This is a genomic window from Clostridium chauvoei (assembly GCF_002327185.1).
Classification (GTDB): Bacteria; Bacillota; Clostridia; order Clostridiales; family Clostridiaceae; genus Clostridium; species Clostridium chauvoei.
Window position 1 is genome coordinate 2,609,958 of the sequence record NZ_CP018624.1, and the last position, 14,993, is coordinate 2,624,950.

The 14,993-nt window shown below is 27.5% G+C and carries 11 protein-coding genes; 1 reads left to right on the forward strand and 10 read right to left on the reverse strand.

Annotation, left to right across the window (positions count from 1 at the left end; all coding sequences use genetic code 11):
* Positions 1 to 13: 13 nt before the first annotated feature.
* Positions 14 to 2,608 carry an FAD-dependent oxidoreductase gene (locus BTM21_RS12295; protein ID WP_021874577.1) on the forward strand — a complete coding sequence of 865 codons (2,595 nt, stop codon included), beginning with the start codon at positions 14 to 16 and terminating at the stop codon, positions 2,606 to 2,608.
* 49 nt (positions 2,609 to 2,657) lie between these two features.
* Here the strand turns inward: BTM21_RS12295 and BTM21_RS12300 are convergent, their stop codons facing one another.
* The 10 genes from BTM21_RS12300 to BTM21_RS12350 all read right to left on the reverse strand — a co-directional run bounded on the left by BTM21_RS12300 (position 2,658) and on the right by BTM21_RS12350 (position 14,957).
* Positions 2,658 to 4,046 (reverse strand): sigma-54 interaction domain-containing protein, encoded by a 1,389-nt coding sequence (locus BTM21_RS12300; RefSeq protein WP_021874578.1) that lies wholly within the window; start codon positions 4,044 to 4,046, stop codon positions 2,658 to 2,660.
* Positions 4,047 to 4,183: 137 nt separating this feature from the next.
* The gene (locus BTM21_RS12305) at positions 4,184 to 4,504 is read right to left on the reverse strand and encodes a PTS lactose/cellobiose transporter subunit IIA (RefSeq protein ID WP_021874579.1); all 321 of its coding nucleotides are present in this window, start codon (positions 4,502 to 4,504) and stop codon (positions 4,184 to 4,186) included.
* Positions 4,505 to 4,537: 33 nt separating this feature from the next.
* Positions 4,538 to 4,855: a PTS sugar transporter subunit IIB gene (locus tag BTM21_RS12310; RefSeq protein ID WP_079481674.1), complete on the reverse strand. Its 318-nt coding sequence runs from the start codon at positions 4,853 to 4,855 to the stop codon at positions 4,538 to 4,540.
* A gap of 122 nt (positions 4,856 to 4,977) precedes the next feature.
* Positions 4,978 to 5,877: a DUF7916 family protein gene (locus BTM21_RS12315; RefSeq protein WP_079481675.1), complete on the reverse strand. Its 900-nt coding sequence runs from the start codon at positions 5,875 to 5,877 to the stop codon at positions 4,978 to 4,980.
* A 57-nt stretch (positions 5,878 to 5,934) separates the two neighbouring features.
* Positions 5,935 to 7,227, reverse strand: coding sequence for a PTS sugar transporter subunit IIC (locus tag BTM21_RS12320; RefSeq protein ID WP_096145448.1), 1,293 nt, complete (start codon positions 7,225 to 7,227; stop codon positions 5,935 to 5,937).
* 669 nt (positions 7,228 to 7,896) lie between these two features.
* Positions 7,897 to 8,574, reverse strand: coding sequence for an amidohydrolase family protein (locus BTM21_RS12325; RefSeq protein WP_079481681.1), 678 nt, complete (start codon positions 8,572 to 8,574; stop codon positions 7,897 to 7,899).
* A complete protein-coding gene (locus BTM21_RS14255; RefSeq protein WP_079481897.1) occupies positions 8,571 to 8,960 on the reverse strand; it encodes a GNAT family N-acetyltransferase in 390 nt (129 codons plus the stop codon). The genes BTM21_RS12325 and BTM21_RS14255 overlap by 4 nt, the downstream gene beginning before the upstream one ends.
* A 1,243-nt stretch (positions 8,961 to 10,203) precedes the next feature.
* Positions 10,204 to 11,442: an IS256 family transposase gene (locus tag BTM21_RS12340; protein ID WP_079481332.1), complete on the reverse strand. Its 1,239-nt coding sequence runs from the start codon at positions 11,440 to 11,442 to the stop codon at positions 10,204 to 10,206.
* A gap of 239 nt (positions 11,443 to 11,681) precedes the next feature.
* On the reverse strand, positions 11,682 to 12,095 hold the full coding sequence (locus BTM21_RS12345; protein WP_079481682.1) for a hypothetical protein: 414 nt from the start codon (positions 12,093 to 12,095) through the stop codon (positions 11,682 to 11,684).
* A gap of 588 nt (positions 12,096 to 12,683) precedes the next feature.
* Entirely contained in the window at positions 12,684 to 14,957 is a 2,274-nt protein-coding gene (locus tag BTM21_RS12350) for an nSTAND3 domain-containing NTPase (protein ID WP_021874587.1), read from the reverse strand.
* Positions 14,958 to 14,993 lie beyond the last annotated feature (36 nt).

Genomic DNA, 14,993 nt, shown 5'->3' on the forward strand with positions numbered 1-14,993 from the left:
AGGAGGAGCTTAAATGTTAAAAAAAGAAATAATAGAAAATATGCAAAACATAGTTGATAATTGCATGGGAGATTCAGAGGCTGCTTGTGTTGCTACATGTCCAATGCATACAGATGTAAAAACATACATCAAATTAATTAAAGAAAATGATGGTAAAGGTGCTATAAAAGTTATTAGAGAGAATCTTTTTATTCCAGGAACCCTTGGAAGAATTTGTGCTCATCCCTGTGAAAAGAAATGTAAATGGAATGAAGGTAAAAGTCCTATGGCAATTGCTTCATTAAAAAGATATGCAGCTGATAATTTTGATAATGAAAATGATTGGGATTTAACTATAAAGCCTGAAAAAAACAAAAAAGTTGCAATAATAGGAGCTGGTCCATCTGGCTTGCAATCTGCCCTTGAATTAAGAAAAGAAGGAATAAAGGTAACTGTCTTTGAAAAACTTCCTGTAAGAGGTGGAATGATGGCAGTTGGTATTCCTGAATATAGATTACCAAGAAATATATTAGAAAAAGAAATAAGTTATTTAGATAAATTAGGTGTTAATTTTAAACTTGGTGTAGAGATTGGTAAAGATATTAAGTTTGATGAGTTAATAGAAGATTTCGATTCCGTTATAGTTGCAGTTGGTAAACATGTTGGAAGAGTAGATACAAGCTTAAAAAACTCTGAAGCTGAAGGTATATTTAGTGCAGCTGAATATTTAAAAGAAGCAGCCCTTACAAGAAATATAACTAAATCAGGTAAAAAAGTTTTAGTAGTTGGTGGCGGAGACGTTGCTATGGATTGTTGTAGAGTTGCAAGAAGAATAAACACTACAGATTCTGTTTACTCAATATGCTTAGAAAATAATTTTGATCAAATGGCATCATCAGAACACGAAGTTAAGGGTGCTATTAGTGAAGGAATATCATTTAATCATGCAAGAGCTATAAAAGAGATAAAGGTAGATGAAAAAGGAAGAGTTTCAAAAGTAATTTTAAAGAAATGTCTTTCAATGTTTAATGAAAAAGGTATGTTTGCTCCTACCTTCGATGATAATGACACAACTGAGCTAGAAGTAGATACAATAGTATTTGCAATAGGACAAGGTGTTGATGGAAGCTTTGCAGAAAAAAAATTAGAACAAAGAGGAAATTCAACATTTGAATGTGATAAGCAAACTCTTCAATCAGTGTCAAACAATAAGGTATTTATAGCTGGAGATGCTTCTGGAGAATCAGTTATAGTTATACAAGCTATGGCAACTGGAAGAAGAGCTGCTGAATCTGTAATTAGATTTTTAAAAGAAGAATCTTTAATAGAAGGAAGAGAATTAAAGGATACTTGGAGTTTTGATACTAAACTTGATATGCCTACTGATTGGAGTAAAATATCAAGAGTTAGAGAAGATATGAAGGAGCTTAATCCTGAAATTAGGATTAAATCTTTTGATGAAGTTGCCCTTGGGTACACTAAAGAAGAAGCTTTAAGAGAAGCAGATAGATGTAGACAATGCCAATGTAAACTTTGTATGAAAGAATGTTTAATGCTTAGAGAATATACTGAATGTCCTAAAAAGTTATTTAAAGAGTATTTGGAAAAAGGCTATGAAAATATGGATAAGATGATAGCTTATTCTTGTAATCAATGTAGTCAATGTACAATAGTTTGTCCTAAAGACTTTAATATAAAAGATAACTTTATTGCAATGAAAGAAGATTTTGCCGAAAAGAATAATGGCTATGCCCCACTTAAAGAGCTTGAATATGTAGCACCTCAACAAGAAAAAGAAGCTAGTGAAAAGTATTCAACACAAGTTAAAGCTGATTATGGAAAGGCAAAGAAAACTAAGTATGTATTTGTTCCAGGATGTACAGTTCCAGCCTATATTCCAGATGCATGTGATAAAGTTTTAAAGCATTTAAAAGAAAAATTAGGTGAAGAAAATGTTGGAGCAATACTTCAATGTTGTGGTAAAGTATCTCTATTAGTTGGTGAAAAGCAACGATATTTAGATATAAATAAAAAAGTTATAGATCAGTTTGATGAAATGGGAGCTGAAGTTATAGTAACTATATGTCCTTCTTGTTATAAAGTTTATTCAGATACTGTTAAAAATCAAAAAGTTATATCTTATTGGGATCTTATTAGAGATGAAATTGGACTTCCTGAAGAAGCTTTAGGTATAGGAGAAAACTCTGATATTGTATTTAATATCCATGATTCTTGTGTAACTAGAGATGTAACTTCTCATCATGAAAGTATAAGATGGATGTTAGATGAAATGAAGTATAGATGGAGCGAAATAGAACATAACGGCAAAAACACAAGATGTTGTGGAGTTGGTGGTATGGCCTGTAGCTCAAACCCTGAACTTTATAAAAAGCTATATACAAGAAGAGCAAATGATTTTAACGAAGAATCTGTAGTTACTTATTGTGGCTCATGTAGAGGAACTATGGAAGCTGCTGGTAAAGATGCTGTTCATATATTAGATTTAATGTTTAGAGGAAAAGTTTATGAAAGCTCAGATAGAGGATACGGTAGAGGTTATAAAAACGAAGAAGAAATGTGGAGTAGAAGATTAGCTACTAAAGCAAAATTTGATGCTTATAAAAAATAACAATTTAAATTAATAAAGACACTTGGGAAATATTTCAAGTGTCTTTTGTTTATTTTGCTATCCCATAACGTTTCATCTTATTATATAAAGCATTTCTACTTATCCCAAGACTTTCAGCAGCTTTAGTCATATTCCCTTTAAAATAGTCTACAGTATTCTTTATTGTTCTTTGTTCAATTTCTAATAATGTACTTAATAAAACTTCTTGCTGACAATCTTCCTCTTTACTCTTGCTTTGATTGCAAGTAATGCAATTTTCATCATCACAAGTATGAATTATTTCATTACCTAAATTATCATATTTTAAACAAGTACATTCATCAAAATTCATCTCATAACTGGTTTCCCCATTAAGGTTAACAATATTCTCTACACAATTTTCTAGTTCTCTTATATTCCCTGGCCAACAATAAGATATCATTTTTTTTAATAATTTATTAGAAATTATAGGTATTGGTTTATTAAGTTTTTCACTCTTTATATTTAAGAAATAATCAATTAGTATTGGAATATCTCCAAATCTATCTTTAAGAGGAGGCATTTGAAGAGGAATTACATTTAATCTATAAAACAAGTCATTTCTAAAACATCCTTTTTTAATTTCTTCCTTAAGATCTTTGTTAGTTGCAGCAATTATTCTAACATCAATCTCTATTGGAACTTTTCCTCCCACTCTAGTTATTTTACCCTCTTGAATAACTCTTAAAAGGTGTACCTGCATTTCTAAAGGCATTTCTCCTATTTCATCTAAAAATATTGTTCCTCCATTTGCAAGTTCAAACTTCCCTGTTTTCCCACCTTTTTTAGCTCCAGTAAAAGAACCTTCTTCATAACCAAAAAGTTCACTTTCTATTAATGATTTAGGTATAGCTCCACAGTTTACAGCGATAAATGGTTCACAGGCTCTAAGACTATAATTATGAATTGATTGAGCAAGAAGCTCTTTTCCACAGCCACTCTCCCCTGTTATTAACACAGTTGATGGACTTTTAGAAATTTTCTTAGCATCATTTATAACTTTATTGATTTGAGGACTTTGACCAATTATATTATCAAAAGTGTACACCGCATATGAGGTTGTTAATTTATTTAAAGTACTTATTAACTTTTTCCTTTCTTTTAAAACCATAATAAATTCATAGTCACCATTAGGTAAAACCATTTTTATTAAATCACAATTAAAACTATTATTTATTTTTGATATGTTTATGTTTTCTATTGTGTTTTCATTATTTTTAATCATTTCATCTAAACTTAATCTTAATGAAGGAAAAATATCTAATATATCTACTCTATTAATATCTAACATCCTTATTTTCAATAATTCTTCAGCTTTATTGTTGATAAATTTGATTTTAAAGTTTTTAGTAATAGTTAATATCCCATTCTCTAATGAATCAATAATATGCTTATAATAATCTTTATCTAAACTTTCCATTTTTGTCTCTCCAATATTAAACTTCTTGAGTTATATTATATAACAAAAATTATTTTTTATAAAATTAAAGACTGCTGATACTTTGTCAGCAGTCTAGAAAATATACTTTATAAATTTATCTATTAAGTTTTTGATTATTATTTTTTATTAATTCTCTCATAAAGCTCAATAATTTCCTTCGCTAAATCTGTAAATGCTATTGAAGTCATTAAATGATCCTGTCCATGTACCATTAATAATGAAACTTCTGCTTTATTTCCTTGAGCTTCTTGTGTTAATAATCCTGTTTGAGCATGATGTGCATGTATTAATGATGCTTCTGCTTGAGAAAGCTTAGTTTTTGCTAATTCAAAATCCCCAGTTTTTGCAGCTTGAATAGCTTCCATAGAATTGCTTTTAGCATCTCCACCATACATAATTAACTCCATAATAACCTCTAAACCTGTTTGTTCTCCCAAAATAAACACTCCTTTTAAGTAATAGGCTTTATCCTAATTGTTCATTAATTTAATCGCTTGTTCTAATACTTTTGCTCCATTCATCATACCGTAATCTACCATTTGTATTACATCTAATGCAATCCCTAATGGTGCAACTTTTTCTTCAAATTGTGACTTCATAAAACGTACTTGTGGTCCTAAAAGTAATACATCTATTTTTTTATCTTCTAAATAATTATCTGCTTCACTAGCTGAAACAGCAAATATCTCTGCATCCATTCCTTTAGCTTCAGCAGCCTTTTTCATTTTTTCCACCATTAAACTAGTACTCATTCCAGCAGCACATACTAACATTATTATTTTTTTCATTTTCTCCACCCTTCCCTTTACTATTATTAATAATATATCTTAACTTCATTATATAGGAAGGTAAATTAAAAGTCTTAATAACCTTCCTATTTTTTCAAACAAACTTCCTTTTATTATACTGATTAACGATTAATTGAACGAGCAATCATAGATATTGTATGACGAACACCACGAATTGCCTTACTCATAGCAAAGATGTTTTCAAATGGTGCTACTCCGCCATAACCAGCATCACCAATATGTTGAATATCTACTCCACAAATTTTATTACGAATAGCAATTTGCTTAATAGTATCTTCATCAGAGCTTTCTTGGCTAGTTCCAATTGCACTTAATACAAGAGCTCCTTTACTGTGTGCTAATTTAACTACTGCTTTTAACTCTTCATCATCAAAACCTGGCACTGTTCCAACTGCAGGAACTAAAATAATATCTGCACCAGCTTCAATGAAACTTTCTACTGCCTTTAGATCAGCAACTGGTTCATTAACACCAGCTCCATGCATTTTACCAGCAATTATTAGTCCTGAGAATTTTTCCTTTGCTAAACTAATTGTTTTTTCGATTTGTGAATTAGTAACTCCAGTACCAGGATTACCAGTGAAACAAACAAAGTCCATGCCTAGTTTTTCAATTTCTTCAATTGTCTCTGGTGTAGCTTGTCTACCTTTACTGATAGTAAAAATATCTTCTGCCATGTCTGCTTCTAAATCTACTGGCTCTAAGTTTACCCCTATTGGACGTCCTACTAAACGATGTAATTCATCTACAAAAGAACCTTCTTTTACATCTAATCCAAAAATCTCTGGATTTAAAACATCTACACAATTAAGAAGAATTAAATCTGCCCCAAAAGCTCTAGCAATCTCTGAATTGCTAATATCACCTATAAATGATTCTCTTGGTGCTACATTCTCTGAAAGAATAGTTCTCCCTTCACTTGCTTTAATACTTTGTTTCAATTCTGCTGCGTTCATCTCTAATATTTCTGAAGCATTTGCGCTAATTAATCTTTTACCCATAACTACTCCTCCTAAAGTCTCTTTAAACTAACTATATAAATTTATCTAACTATCTTATTATTTTTCTATTGATTCTAATTCTAAGTTTTGTTTTTCTACTGTCTTATAGAAGAACCAATAAATTGCCACGTCAACAAGTATGCAGACTAATTGTAAAATTGAACCACTTATATGTCCTCCAGTTGTAAGGAAACCACTAATAATTGGTGGCATTGTCCAAGATACGGCTATACCTGTGGTAGTTGCGACTAATCCGGTGGCCATTGCTGCATAGGATATGACGGCATTGGCTATTGGGGCCAAAATAAATGGTATTATTAATGAAACGTTCATTACTATTGGTAAACCAAACATTGCTGGTTCATTAATATTGAATATACCTGGTGTAAATGTTAATGGTGCCATAGTTTTAGTAATTTGGCTGGCTCTATTACGTCTAGCGATGATTGCAATAACAATTACTAAACCGATTGTGGCTCCTCCACCACCCATATATACGAAGTTATCCATAAATTGTTGTGTAATAATATGTGGTAATTGTGCTGCACTATCAGCTTGGAATATTAAACGATTTGCATCTGAATTCATTAACCAAATTGGGTTAAGAATACTATTTACCACGTTACCACCGTGGATACCTACAAACCAGAATAAGCTGTTTAATAATATTGAAATAACTGTTCCGAAAATATTATTTCCAAGTAACCCTAATGGTCCACCTAGAATTTTTAAAAGTAAATCATGAATGTTACCAATGCTCATTCTATCAAGAACTGCGAAAACGATTAACCATAGGGTTATAATAGCTGCACCTGGAATTAATGCACTAAAACTTCTCGCAACTGCTGGCGGTACTGATTCTGGTAATTTTATTTGAATATCCTTTTTAATAAATTCTTTAAAAATTAAAGCTGAAATAATACCAAGAACCATAGCAACGAATAATCCCTTACTTCCCATATATCCAACTGGGATTCCTGCTCCTGCTTCTCCACTTACAAAAGGTGTAACAACAATAAATGAAGATAATGATATAATACCTGCTGAAACTCCATCAACTTTATATTGACGAGCTAAACTGTTAGCAACACCAAAACTTGCTATTAAACCCATTAGTCCAAAACTACTATCTACGCCTTTCCATAAATAAGAGTCGATTCCTACAGCCGTTAACCAATCAGTCCATGCCTTTATTGGGAAACTTGCTATTACAAGAAATAATGAGCCAATAATAATTAATGGCATATTTAACGTGATACCATCACGTATTGAAATTAATATTTTGTTTGATCCTAGCTTCGCTGCAATAGGAAACATCTTTTCTTCAAGAAATACATTTAGCTTTTGCATATTTACCTCTCCTTTATGATTAATTATAAAAAATAATTTATAAACATAATTTAAACCATTTCATAATAGACATTGATAACAATTAATTATTTAATATCTAAATAATATCCTATTAATCTCCTTGTGTCAACAATTTTTTCCAAATTAATACGTATAATTGTTTATAAATTATAATTAATATATTGTGCTGTTAATTTTAATTTAACTAATAAAAACAGTAAAAATTCCACCTTAAAATTAAACTTAATTTTAAAAACAAAATGCTAAAAACTAATTTCTGTATTTAATAGAAATTAGCTTTTAGCATTTCAACTCTCTTCATAAACTTTTATCTCTTAACTTTTAAATTTTGTTATTATACTTTTATATTTACTGATACTTTTCTAGTCTAAATCAACCTATTTTATTACTTCATCAAAATTATATTCTATTTCAGCATTTTTACCAATCTTAAATTTATTCAACCTATAATCTTTTTAAATAACTTATCTATAACTATTTCGTTAATTTTCTTATCTACAACAGTTTCTTTAGCTACACCTAAAATTAATAGCCTATTATTTAAATAATATATAAAAAAATCATGAAGAGCTTTATAACTTATAAAATTTATTATAGTCTTTTTCTACTATTTTAAATTAGTCCTTATTTAATATTAATTAAAACTTCCTACTTTTCCGAAGAACACTCCCTATGAAGTTCTTTTATCCATTCTATTTCTAAATGATTTTCTGATAAGTGAGATTGTATCAGTAAATCATATTTTTCTGAAAGTTCACCGAGTTTTTTCATAAGTTCAGGTGTACAACTCGGAACAAATCTTGGGGTAATTATAGGTTTAACTAAATCACTTTTATCTATATATTCTTTTATAATATCCTCAGTATCACTTATAGATTGATTAGTATCCTCTATCAAATATTCTGGTGAATTTCTATCCATATTTACTTTTCCTACATAGGCTCCTAATCCTGATTTAATTAATAAATCAAATAATACCCTAGTTCCTTCTTTATGTAAACTACTAAAGAGAACTACACGTGTAGTTCCTTGTTTCCATATCTCTTTAATTACATTTATATATATGTTTTTTGCATAATTTACATCCTTAAATTTTGCTTCTTCAGGAAATGCATAATTCTTAAGCCAAGGAATCAATTCTTTGTCTAGACCTAATCCTAAATTTGCAAACTGTGGAGCATCAAAATGTAAATCTATAAAACCTGGTATTATTAGCTTATTCTCATAATCTATAATTTCAAATTTTTTATATTCTTCATCTAAATTCTTTGTAACCTTTTGAACTTTTCCATCCTTAACTAAGATATATCCATTTTCATATACTATTTATATTTACTAAATACATCATTTGTGAGGTGCTTTGTAAATTCATAAAAATAGTACATTTCTAGTTTTTCATCATTCAAATCCTTATGAATCTTCTTTTCCTTGAATTTAAATCCCGCTTTTTCAACAACTTTCCAAGCTGGTATGTTTTCTTCTCTAACTGTTGCTATAATTTTAGGTTTATTATAATTATTAAAAAAATATTCAGTATAAGCTTTAACCGCTTCAAGTGCATACCCTTTATTTCTGTATTGTGATCCTATAAAGTACGTAATTTCTATTTGTTGAAGATCTTCGTAATATGAACAACTAACTGAACCTATTACAATGTCTTCATTCTTTCTTCTACTTTCAAATTTCTCTTCTAGACCTATATTATACTTAATACATAAAAAGCATTAATTATATTATTAAATCTCTTTTTTACTGTTGTATTTATAATTTTATATATCTAATATTTACTTAAAAATACTAAAATTTTTCTAGTTTAGATATTAATTAATATTATTGATATAATATTAATTGGAAATTACACTATCATTTTATAATTTAAATGATATTATTAATTGCAACGGAGGTAACCTATTTTAATTATGATTAAAGAGTATTTAAAAATTTATAAATCGAATAGCTATGGTATACTAACAATTAAAAATTTATCTTGTACAATGCTTATGGGCCTACTATTCTATATACAACTTAGTAATAATAATAGAATTAACGATATTGTACTTATAGCATTTTCAACTATTATAATAATGTTTGCTTGTGATAGTATAAATAATGAATTATTTATTAATGTTAATAATATTAAATTCAAAAAAGAACCTTTTTATAAAAAATAATTTCTAGCAATATAGTTTGTATCTTAAATATTACATCGTATATTTTAATATTATTTTTTATAAATATATATCTTTTTGATTATGCTCATAATTTAAAACTACTAATAAAATTACTAATCTTGATAATTTTCAGCTCCGCTCTTGGGAACTTACAGCTAGCTACTAATTATAATAAAATAACTTTAAATATATCTAATAAAACTAAAGATAAGTTGATTCAAACCATTATTCCAATATTAAAAACAACTTTTATTTCTATAGTTTTAGCAATTGTTTTATACTATTTATTATATAATTATACTTTTTCTATTTTATTCCCAATATCAGTATTAATTTATATATTATCATTATTAATTAATAAAAATGGTGTTAGTATAAAATAGTGGATACATTAAGCGCAATTAAGTAATGATATACCCATTACAGGAAATTGCAAATATATATTCTAGAATATAAAGATATGATAGTAGACTTATTGAAGTCTGAAATGAGCTTAACAGAGCTAAATAACTAATATGGCATTGTAAAATCAATAATTACTGCTTGGATTAAAAATTTAAAATAGAAATTAATAAAGATAGCTACAAAACTCCACTTTTAGTTTCGTGAGAGAATAGATAATTCTGTGTAATTATCATTTTTATTATTTTAATATTACTGGAAATTTTCATTTCCAGTAATATTTTTTTATATTTAAGAAATACTAATAATGTTTCTTATTACCTTTTTTAGTATTTCAAAAAAATCTAATAGTATGCATATAATTTATAAAAAGTACAAGCTTTTAAGCTAATTCATCTTTTAATTGATCTTCAAATATTATTGATAGCTCCGCTAGCGTAGCACCCCAATTATGTATAGGTTGAGTCCATTTTTCTAGTATCTCCATTGTTGCTAAGTAAACACACTTATTTAAAGATTCATCAGTTGGGAATATGACTCTAACTTTAGTGAATTTACGTATTTGACGATTAAAACCTTCTAAGATATTTGTAGTATAAATCATCTTTCTTATAGTTGGAGAGAAGTCAAAAAATGTTGAAAGGTTACTCCAATTGTTATACCAGGAATCTATTACTATTCCATATTTATCTCCCCATATCTCCTTTAAATTATCTAGCTGTGCTAACGCAAGTTCCTCTGTTGTAGCCTTATAAACCTCCTTCAAATCTTTCATAAATGCTTTTTTATCTTTTGAAGCTATGTATTTTATTGAATTTCTTATTTGATGAACAATACATGTTTGAATATTTACTGATGGAAATACTGTTTTTATAGCTTGTGGAAGACCTTTTAATCCATCCATACAAGCAATTAAAATTTCTTTTACACCTCTATTTTTTAAATCATTGCAAATTCCTAACCAGAATTTAGCACCTTCAGCTTCATCAACCCATATACCTAAAATATCTTTATATCCTTCCATAGTGTATCCTAAGCATATATAGACAGCCTTGTTAACTATCTTTCCATTACTTCTAACTTTAAAGTACATAGCATCTAAATAAACTATTGGATATATTTTATCTAATACTCTATTTTGCCATTCGGCGGCGCTAGCAAGCACTTTATCAGTTATTTTAGATACCATCGATGGTGATATAGTTATTCCATATAAGTCTTCAATTTCAGCCTGAATATCAGATGTTGACATACCTTTAGCATATAAAGATATAATCTTTTTATCTAACTCAGTACACACGGTTTCATATTTTTTTATAATTTGTGGCTCAAATTCAGCATTTCTATCACGGGGTACGTCTAGGTCGACGTCACCGAAGGAACTTCTTAAATTCTTGCGACTATAACCATTCCTGTAGTTCTTCTTAGTTTGATCAACTGCTTCTACACGTTCATATTTATTTCTTCCTAGATGTTCTTCCATTTCACCTTCTAATATATTTTCAAGAACATCTTTAACTAATCTTTGTATTAATCCGTTTTTACCCATTACATCATCGATTGTTTTGCATCTTTTAATTTCCTCATTGTAATCAAAGTTGGTATCAATTTTTCTTGTCATAATAATTCCTCCTAATTTATATAGTATATTATTCCAAAACTTCCAACTGTTAATACAAAAAACAGTAGATAGTTTTGTTTTTACACAAAACTATCTACTGTCTCAGTTTCGTAGCTATCTTTATTGTATTTTTTACTTTCTATTTAACAACACTACATTTTCCACATGACTTGTATGTGGGAAAAGCATTTGTATGATTCCTCTTTGGTAATTATACTTTTTAAATTCTTATTTAACTATCAGAACAATCTCATTTTCGGGATAAGTTCAGGTTCTATTCCAATCTCAGCAATGTATTCTACTAGGTTAATCACAAAGTCTGGCGGCATAATATAATCATCACCTCTATTGGGTATTTCCAACATAGGCTCTCCATCATTTGATATACATTGTAAGCTCCATCTATATGTATCTAACAATGAAATATAATTATCTATATTTAGATTATCTCTATACTTTTTAAAATTCTCAATTTTCAACAACTGTTTTAAATGAGCATATTGATTTCTATTCAGTTTAATTCCTTTGGTAGTATATCCACCTAAAAAATTATCGTAAATAATTTCTAATTCTCTACATAACATATTAAGTTTAAAACTATAGGTTAGTTTTTTCCAATCTCCAGAATTAAAAATAATTTTTGTATAATACATAGTTTGCCCTCCTAAACTTTAAGGTAAAGAACCTATTTAGTTTTTCATGTATTTCTAACTCAACTAATCCAGATTTTTCAATTATAATAGCATAACCCATCTTTGATAATATAAATATATGTAATATCTCCAACCTATTTTTCATTAGTAGAAGTGGTTGTAAAATCTCTTTTTAAAATGTTTTCTAAACTTTCTACTACTTTTAATCACTGCTTTTAGCTCCTAATTTTCTATTTCGGTTGCAGATTTAGTTTTATCAAAAGATTTATAATATGTACTTCTAGCTACACCTAGAATGATACACATAGTTCTTAATATCATGGTTGTTTTTATTATTATCTATTCTTAACTAAATATAATTTTACTTAGTTCGACTTGCTGTGTCCACTACTTTATACTAACACCACTTCTGCATCGTATAATGTTATTACTATCATAAACTAACTTATAAAACTTAGCTCTTACATAAAATTCTTTTTTTAACTCTTCTGCTAATATAAACTCCATTTTTCCTCTTTAAAATTCAATTATATTATATATTATGTAAAAAATAAGTTTATGTTACTCTAATTAGACTATTCAACTCTTTTATTTTAGTAATGATTCAAACATATTATCTATGATATTTATATCCTCATTTAATATTTTTGAATCTCTATATTGCTCATAAGCTTGGTCTTCATCATAATATTCCATCTTTAACTCATCTTCTAATAACTCGTTAAATTTATTTTTTAGCAAATCTATTTCATCATCAAATCCAAAATACTTATTTATTTCTTCTATTATGCTTATAGTTTCGTTAACGTCATCTGAATTGTCTAAGTTACTACTTTCATCGTATAACATCGTCTCATAATTATTTATATATCGCTCCGTAATTAATTCTACTTCGTAATTTCTTATATTTCCCTCGATTTCTTTTAAAATGTTAATTACTCTTTCCCATTCAAATGAAAGTATATCATCAGTAGTGGCTTCTATTATTATTGTTAAAACTATAGATCCTATTCTATTATAATTTTTCCTATCCATATCATATTTTTTAAATAGTCTTAACATTCTTAAACAACCTTCTAAATCATCAAATGTTAATTTATCTATTACAACATTAAGTAATTCACTAAGTAATTTAGTATCTTCTATATTATTTAATTTTAAAAATTCATATGTATAATTATACTTATCTAATAATGTATAATTATTATAATTTACTATGGAATTATTTTGTTTGTTAAAAATTGTAATATCTTTTTCTTCAATTGTTTCCTCTATTTTATTTATTAATATACTTATCAGCTTTTCATCCTTAAACTTTTTAAAACCCCTACTAGCTAATGTTCTAATCTGCATAAAAAACGCTGTAGATTCCAAACATCCTGAATAAGTTTCTTTATCATCATATATAATATTTTCAATAAAACCCTTAATTGATGGATTAGAAAAACTAATTAGTAATTTATCTTTATTTTTATCAACTTTTATAAAAGTTACTTCCAAAGCCTTTAATGCATTCTGAAAATCATATCTATGTCTATTTTCAGAATATCTATCACATATATATGAATTATAACTTTCAAAAGCAATTTTTAATTCAGAGCTTTCAACTACATTAGGCATTGTAGCTAAAATTATTAATAAATTTCTTGAATATGACTTTAATTGATTTTTAAATATATGCTCCCATAAATACTCTGGATTATCTAAAGTAGAAATCATATTCTTATAAAATTCATCATAGCTTTCATCACAATAATTTTTTATTACCTCATCTATAATTCTAGGATTATAATTAGAATGATTTATTATTTCTTTATATTTTTTTCTAATAATTAATTGTTCATATATTTCTCTTGGAAGTTCTGAAAAATATAAATGATTATATAAAATATTAGCTTTATGAATCTCAGTATAATCACTTAATTTTATACTACATTGATTAATATCAAAGTTGAAATTATTAAATTTTTCATAGTAAATTTTAGCTTCATTTAATATATATTCTCGTGTTGTAAGTATAAATTTTGAATTCTTGTTTTTAGCTATAGTTTTTATAAATTTTAATATTTTATCATCTTCATTTTTATTTAACTTGTTATCAAGTGAGGTTTGTCCCAAAAAATCATCATAATAAAATAACTGTTTCTTATTTTTATTATAAACTTCATAGGCTTCACTTATATCATTACTTATTTTATATATATCATATTCCTTCTCTAAAAAATGTAATATTAATATCTCCGCCAATGTAGTCTTACCTATACCTGGCATTCCTGTTATAATGCAATAATTTAATTCTTTTAGCATATCTAAAGCTATAAAAAAACTTTTATTCTGAACATAATACTTACATCTACTTCTTATATCATCAATTTCTAATTCTGACTGATTATATACTCTACTATGTAATATTTTATCCATTAGTGTAGTACTAGTTAACCATAATTTATAATTTGATTTTTCTACTTCTGGATATTTAGTTAATAAATTATTTATGTCTTCTTTTCCTAATATATCTGATGTCTTATCACAATATGGTCTTAATATTTCTAATAATTCATCCTTTTCCATAGGATTTAATCCTTTTGAAGTTATAACCATATATCTCCTACACTTTATTTTATTTAACTTTAATACTTCGCCCTTTAAGCTTGTCTTTAAATTGCTAAAACTTGAATTTGCATAGTGCTTACATTGTATTATTGCTGTATTTTTCTTATCCGTTGAATATCTTAAATCTATTCCATTATCTCTACCTGATTTAAAACTCTCAATATAAACTCCTAATTCCTTTTGAAGAATATCTCTTATTAAAAGTTCAAAATCATAGCTAGATAATTCTTTAAAATCATAATTTGCCATCTCTCAACAACACCCTTTTATTTTCATATATTATTT

Bases quoted from the DNA above. Each gene is read 5' to 3' on its own strand.
- BTM21_RS12345 (WP_079481682.1), bottom strand. From the start codon at position 12,095: ATGTATTATACAAAAATTATTTTTAATTCTGGAGATTGGAAAAAACTA.
- BTM21_RS12320 (WP_096145448.1), bottom strand. From the start codon at position 7,227: ATGCAAAAGCTAAATGTATTTCTTGAAGAAAAGATGTTTCCTATTGCA.
- BTM21_RS12340 (WP_079481332.1), bottom strand. From the start codon at position 11,442: ATGACAAGAAAAATTGATACCAACTTTGATTACAATGAGGAAATTAAA.
- BTM21_RS12310 (WP_079481674.1), bottom strand. From the start codon at position 4,855: ATGAAAAAAATAATAATGTTAGTATGTGCTGCTGGAATGAGTACTAGT.
- BTM21_RS12350 (WP_021874587.1), bottom strand. From the start codon at position 14,957: ATGGCAAATTATGATTTTAAAGAATTATCTAGCTATGATTTTGAACTT.
- BTM21_RS12300 (WP_021874578.1), bottom strand. From the start codon at position 4,046: ATGGAAAGTTTAGATAAAGATTATTATAAGCATATTATTGATTCATTA.
- BTM21_RS12315 (WP_079481675.1), bottom strand. From the start codon at position 5,877: ATGGGTAAAAGATTAATTAGCGCAAATGCTTCAGAAATATTAGAGATG.
- BTM21_RS12295 (WP_021874577.1), top strand. From the start codon at position 14: ATGTTAAAAAAAGAAATAATAGAAAATATGCAAAACATAGTTGATAAT.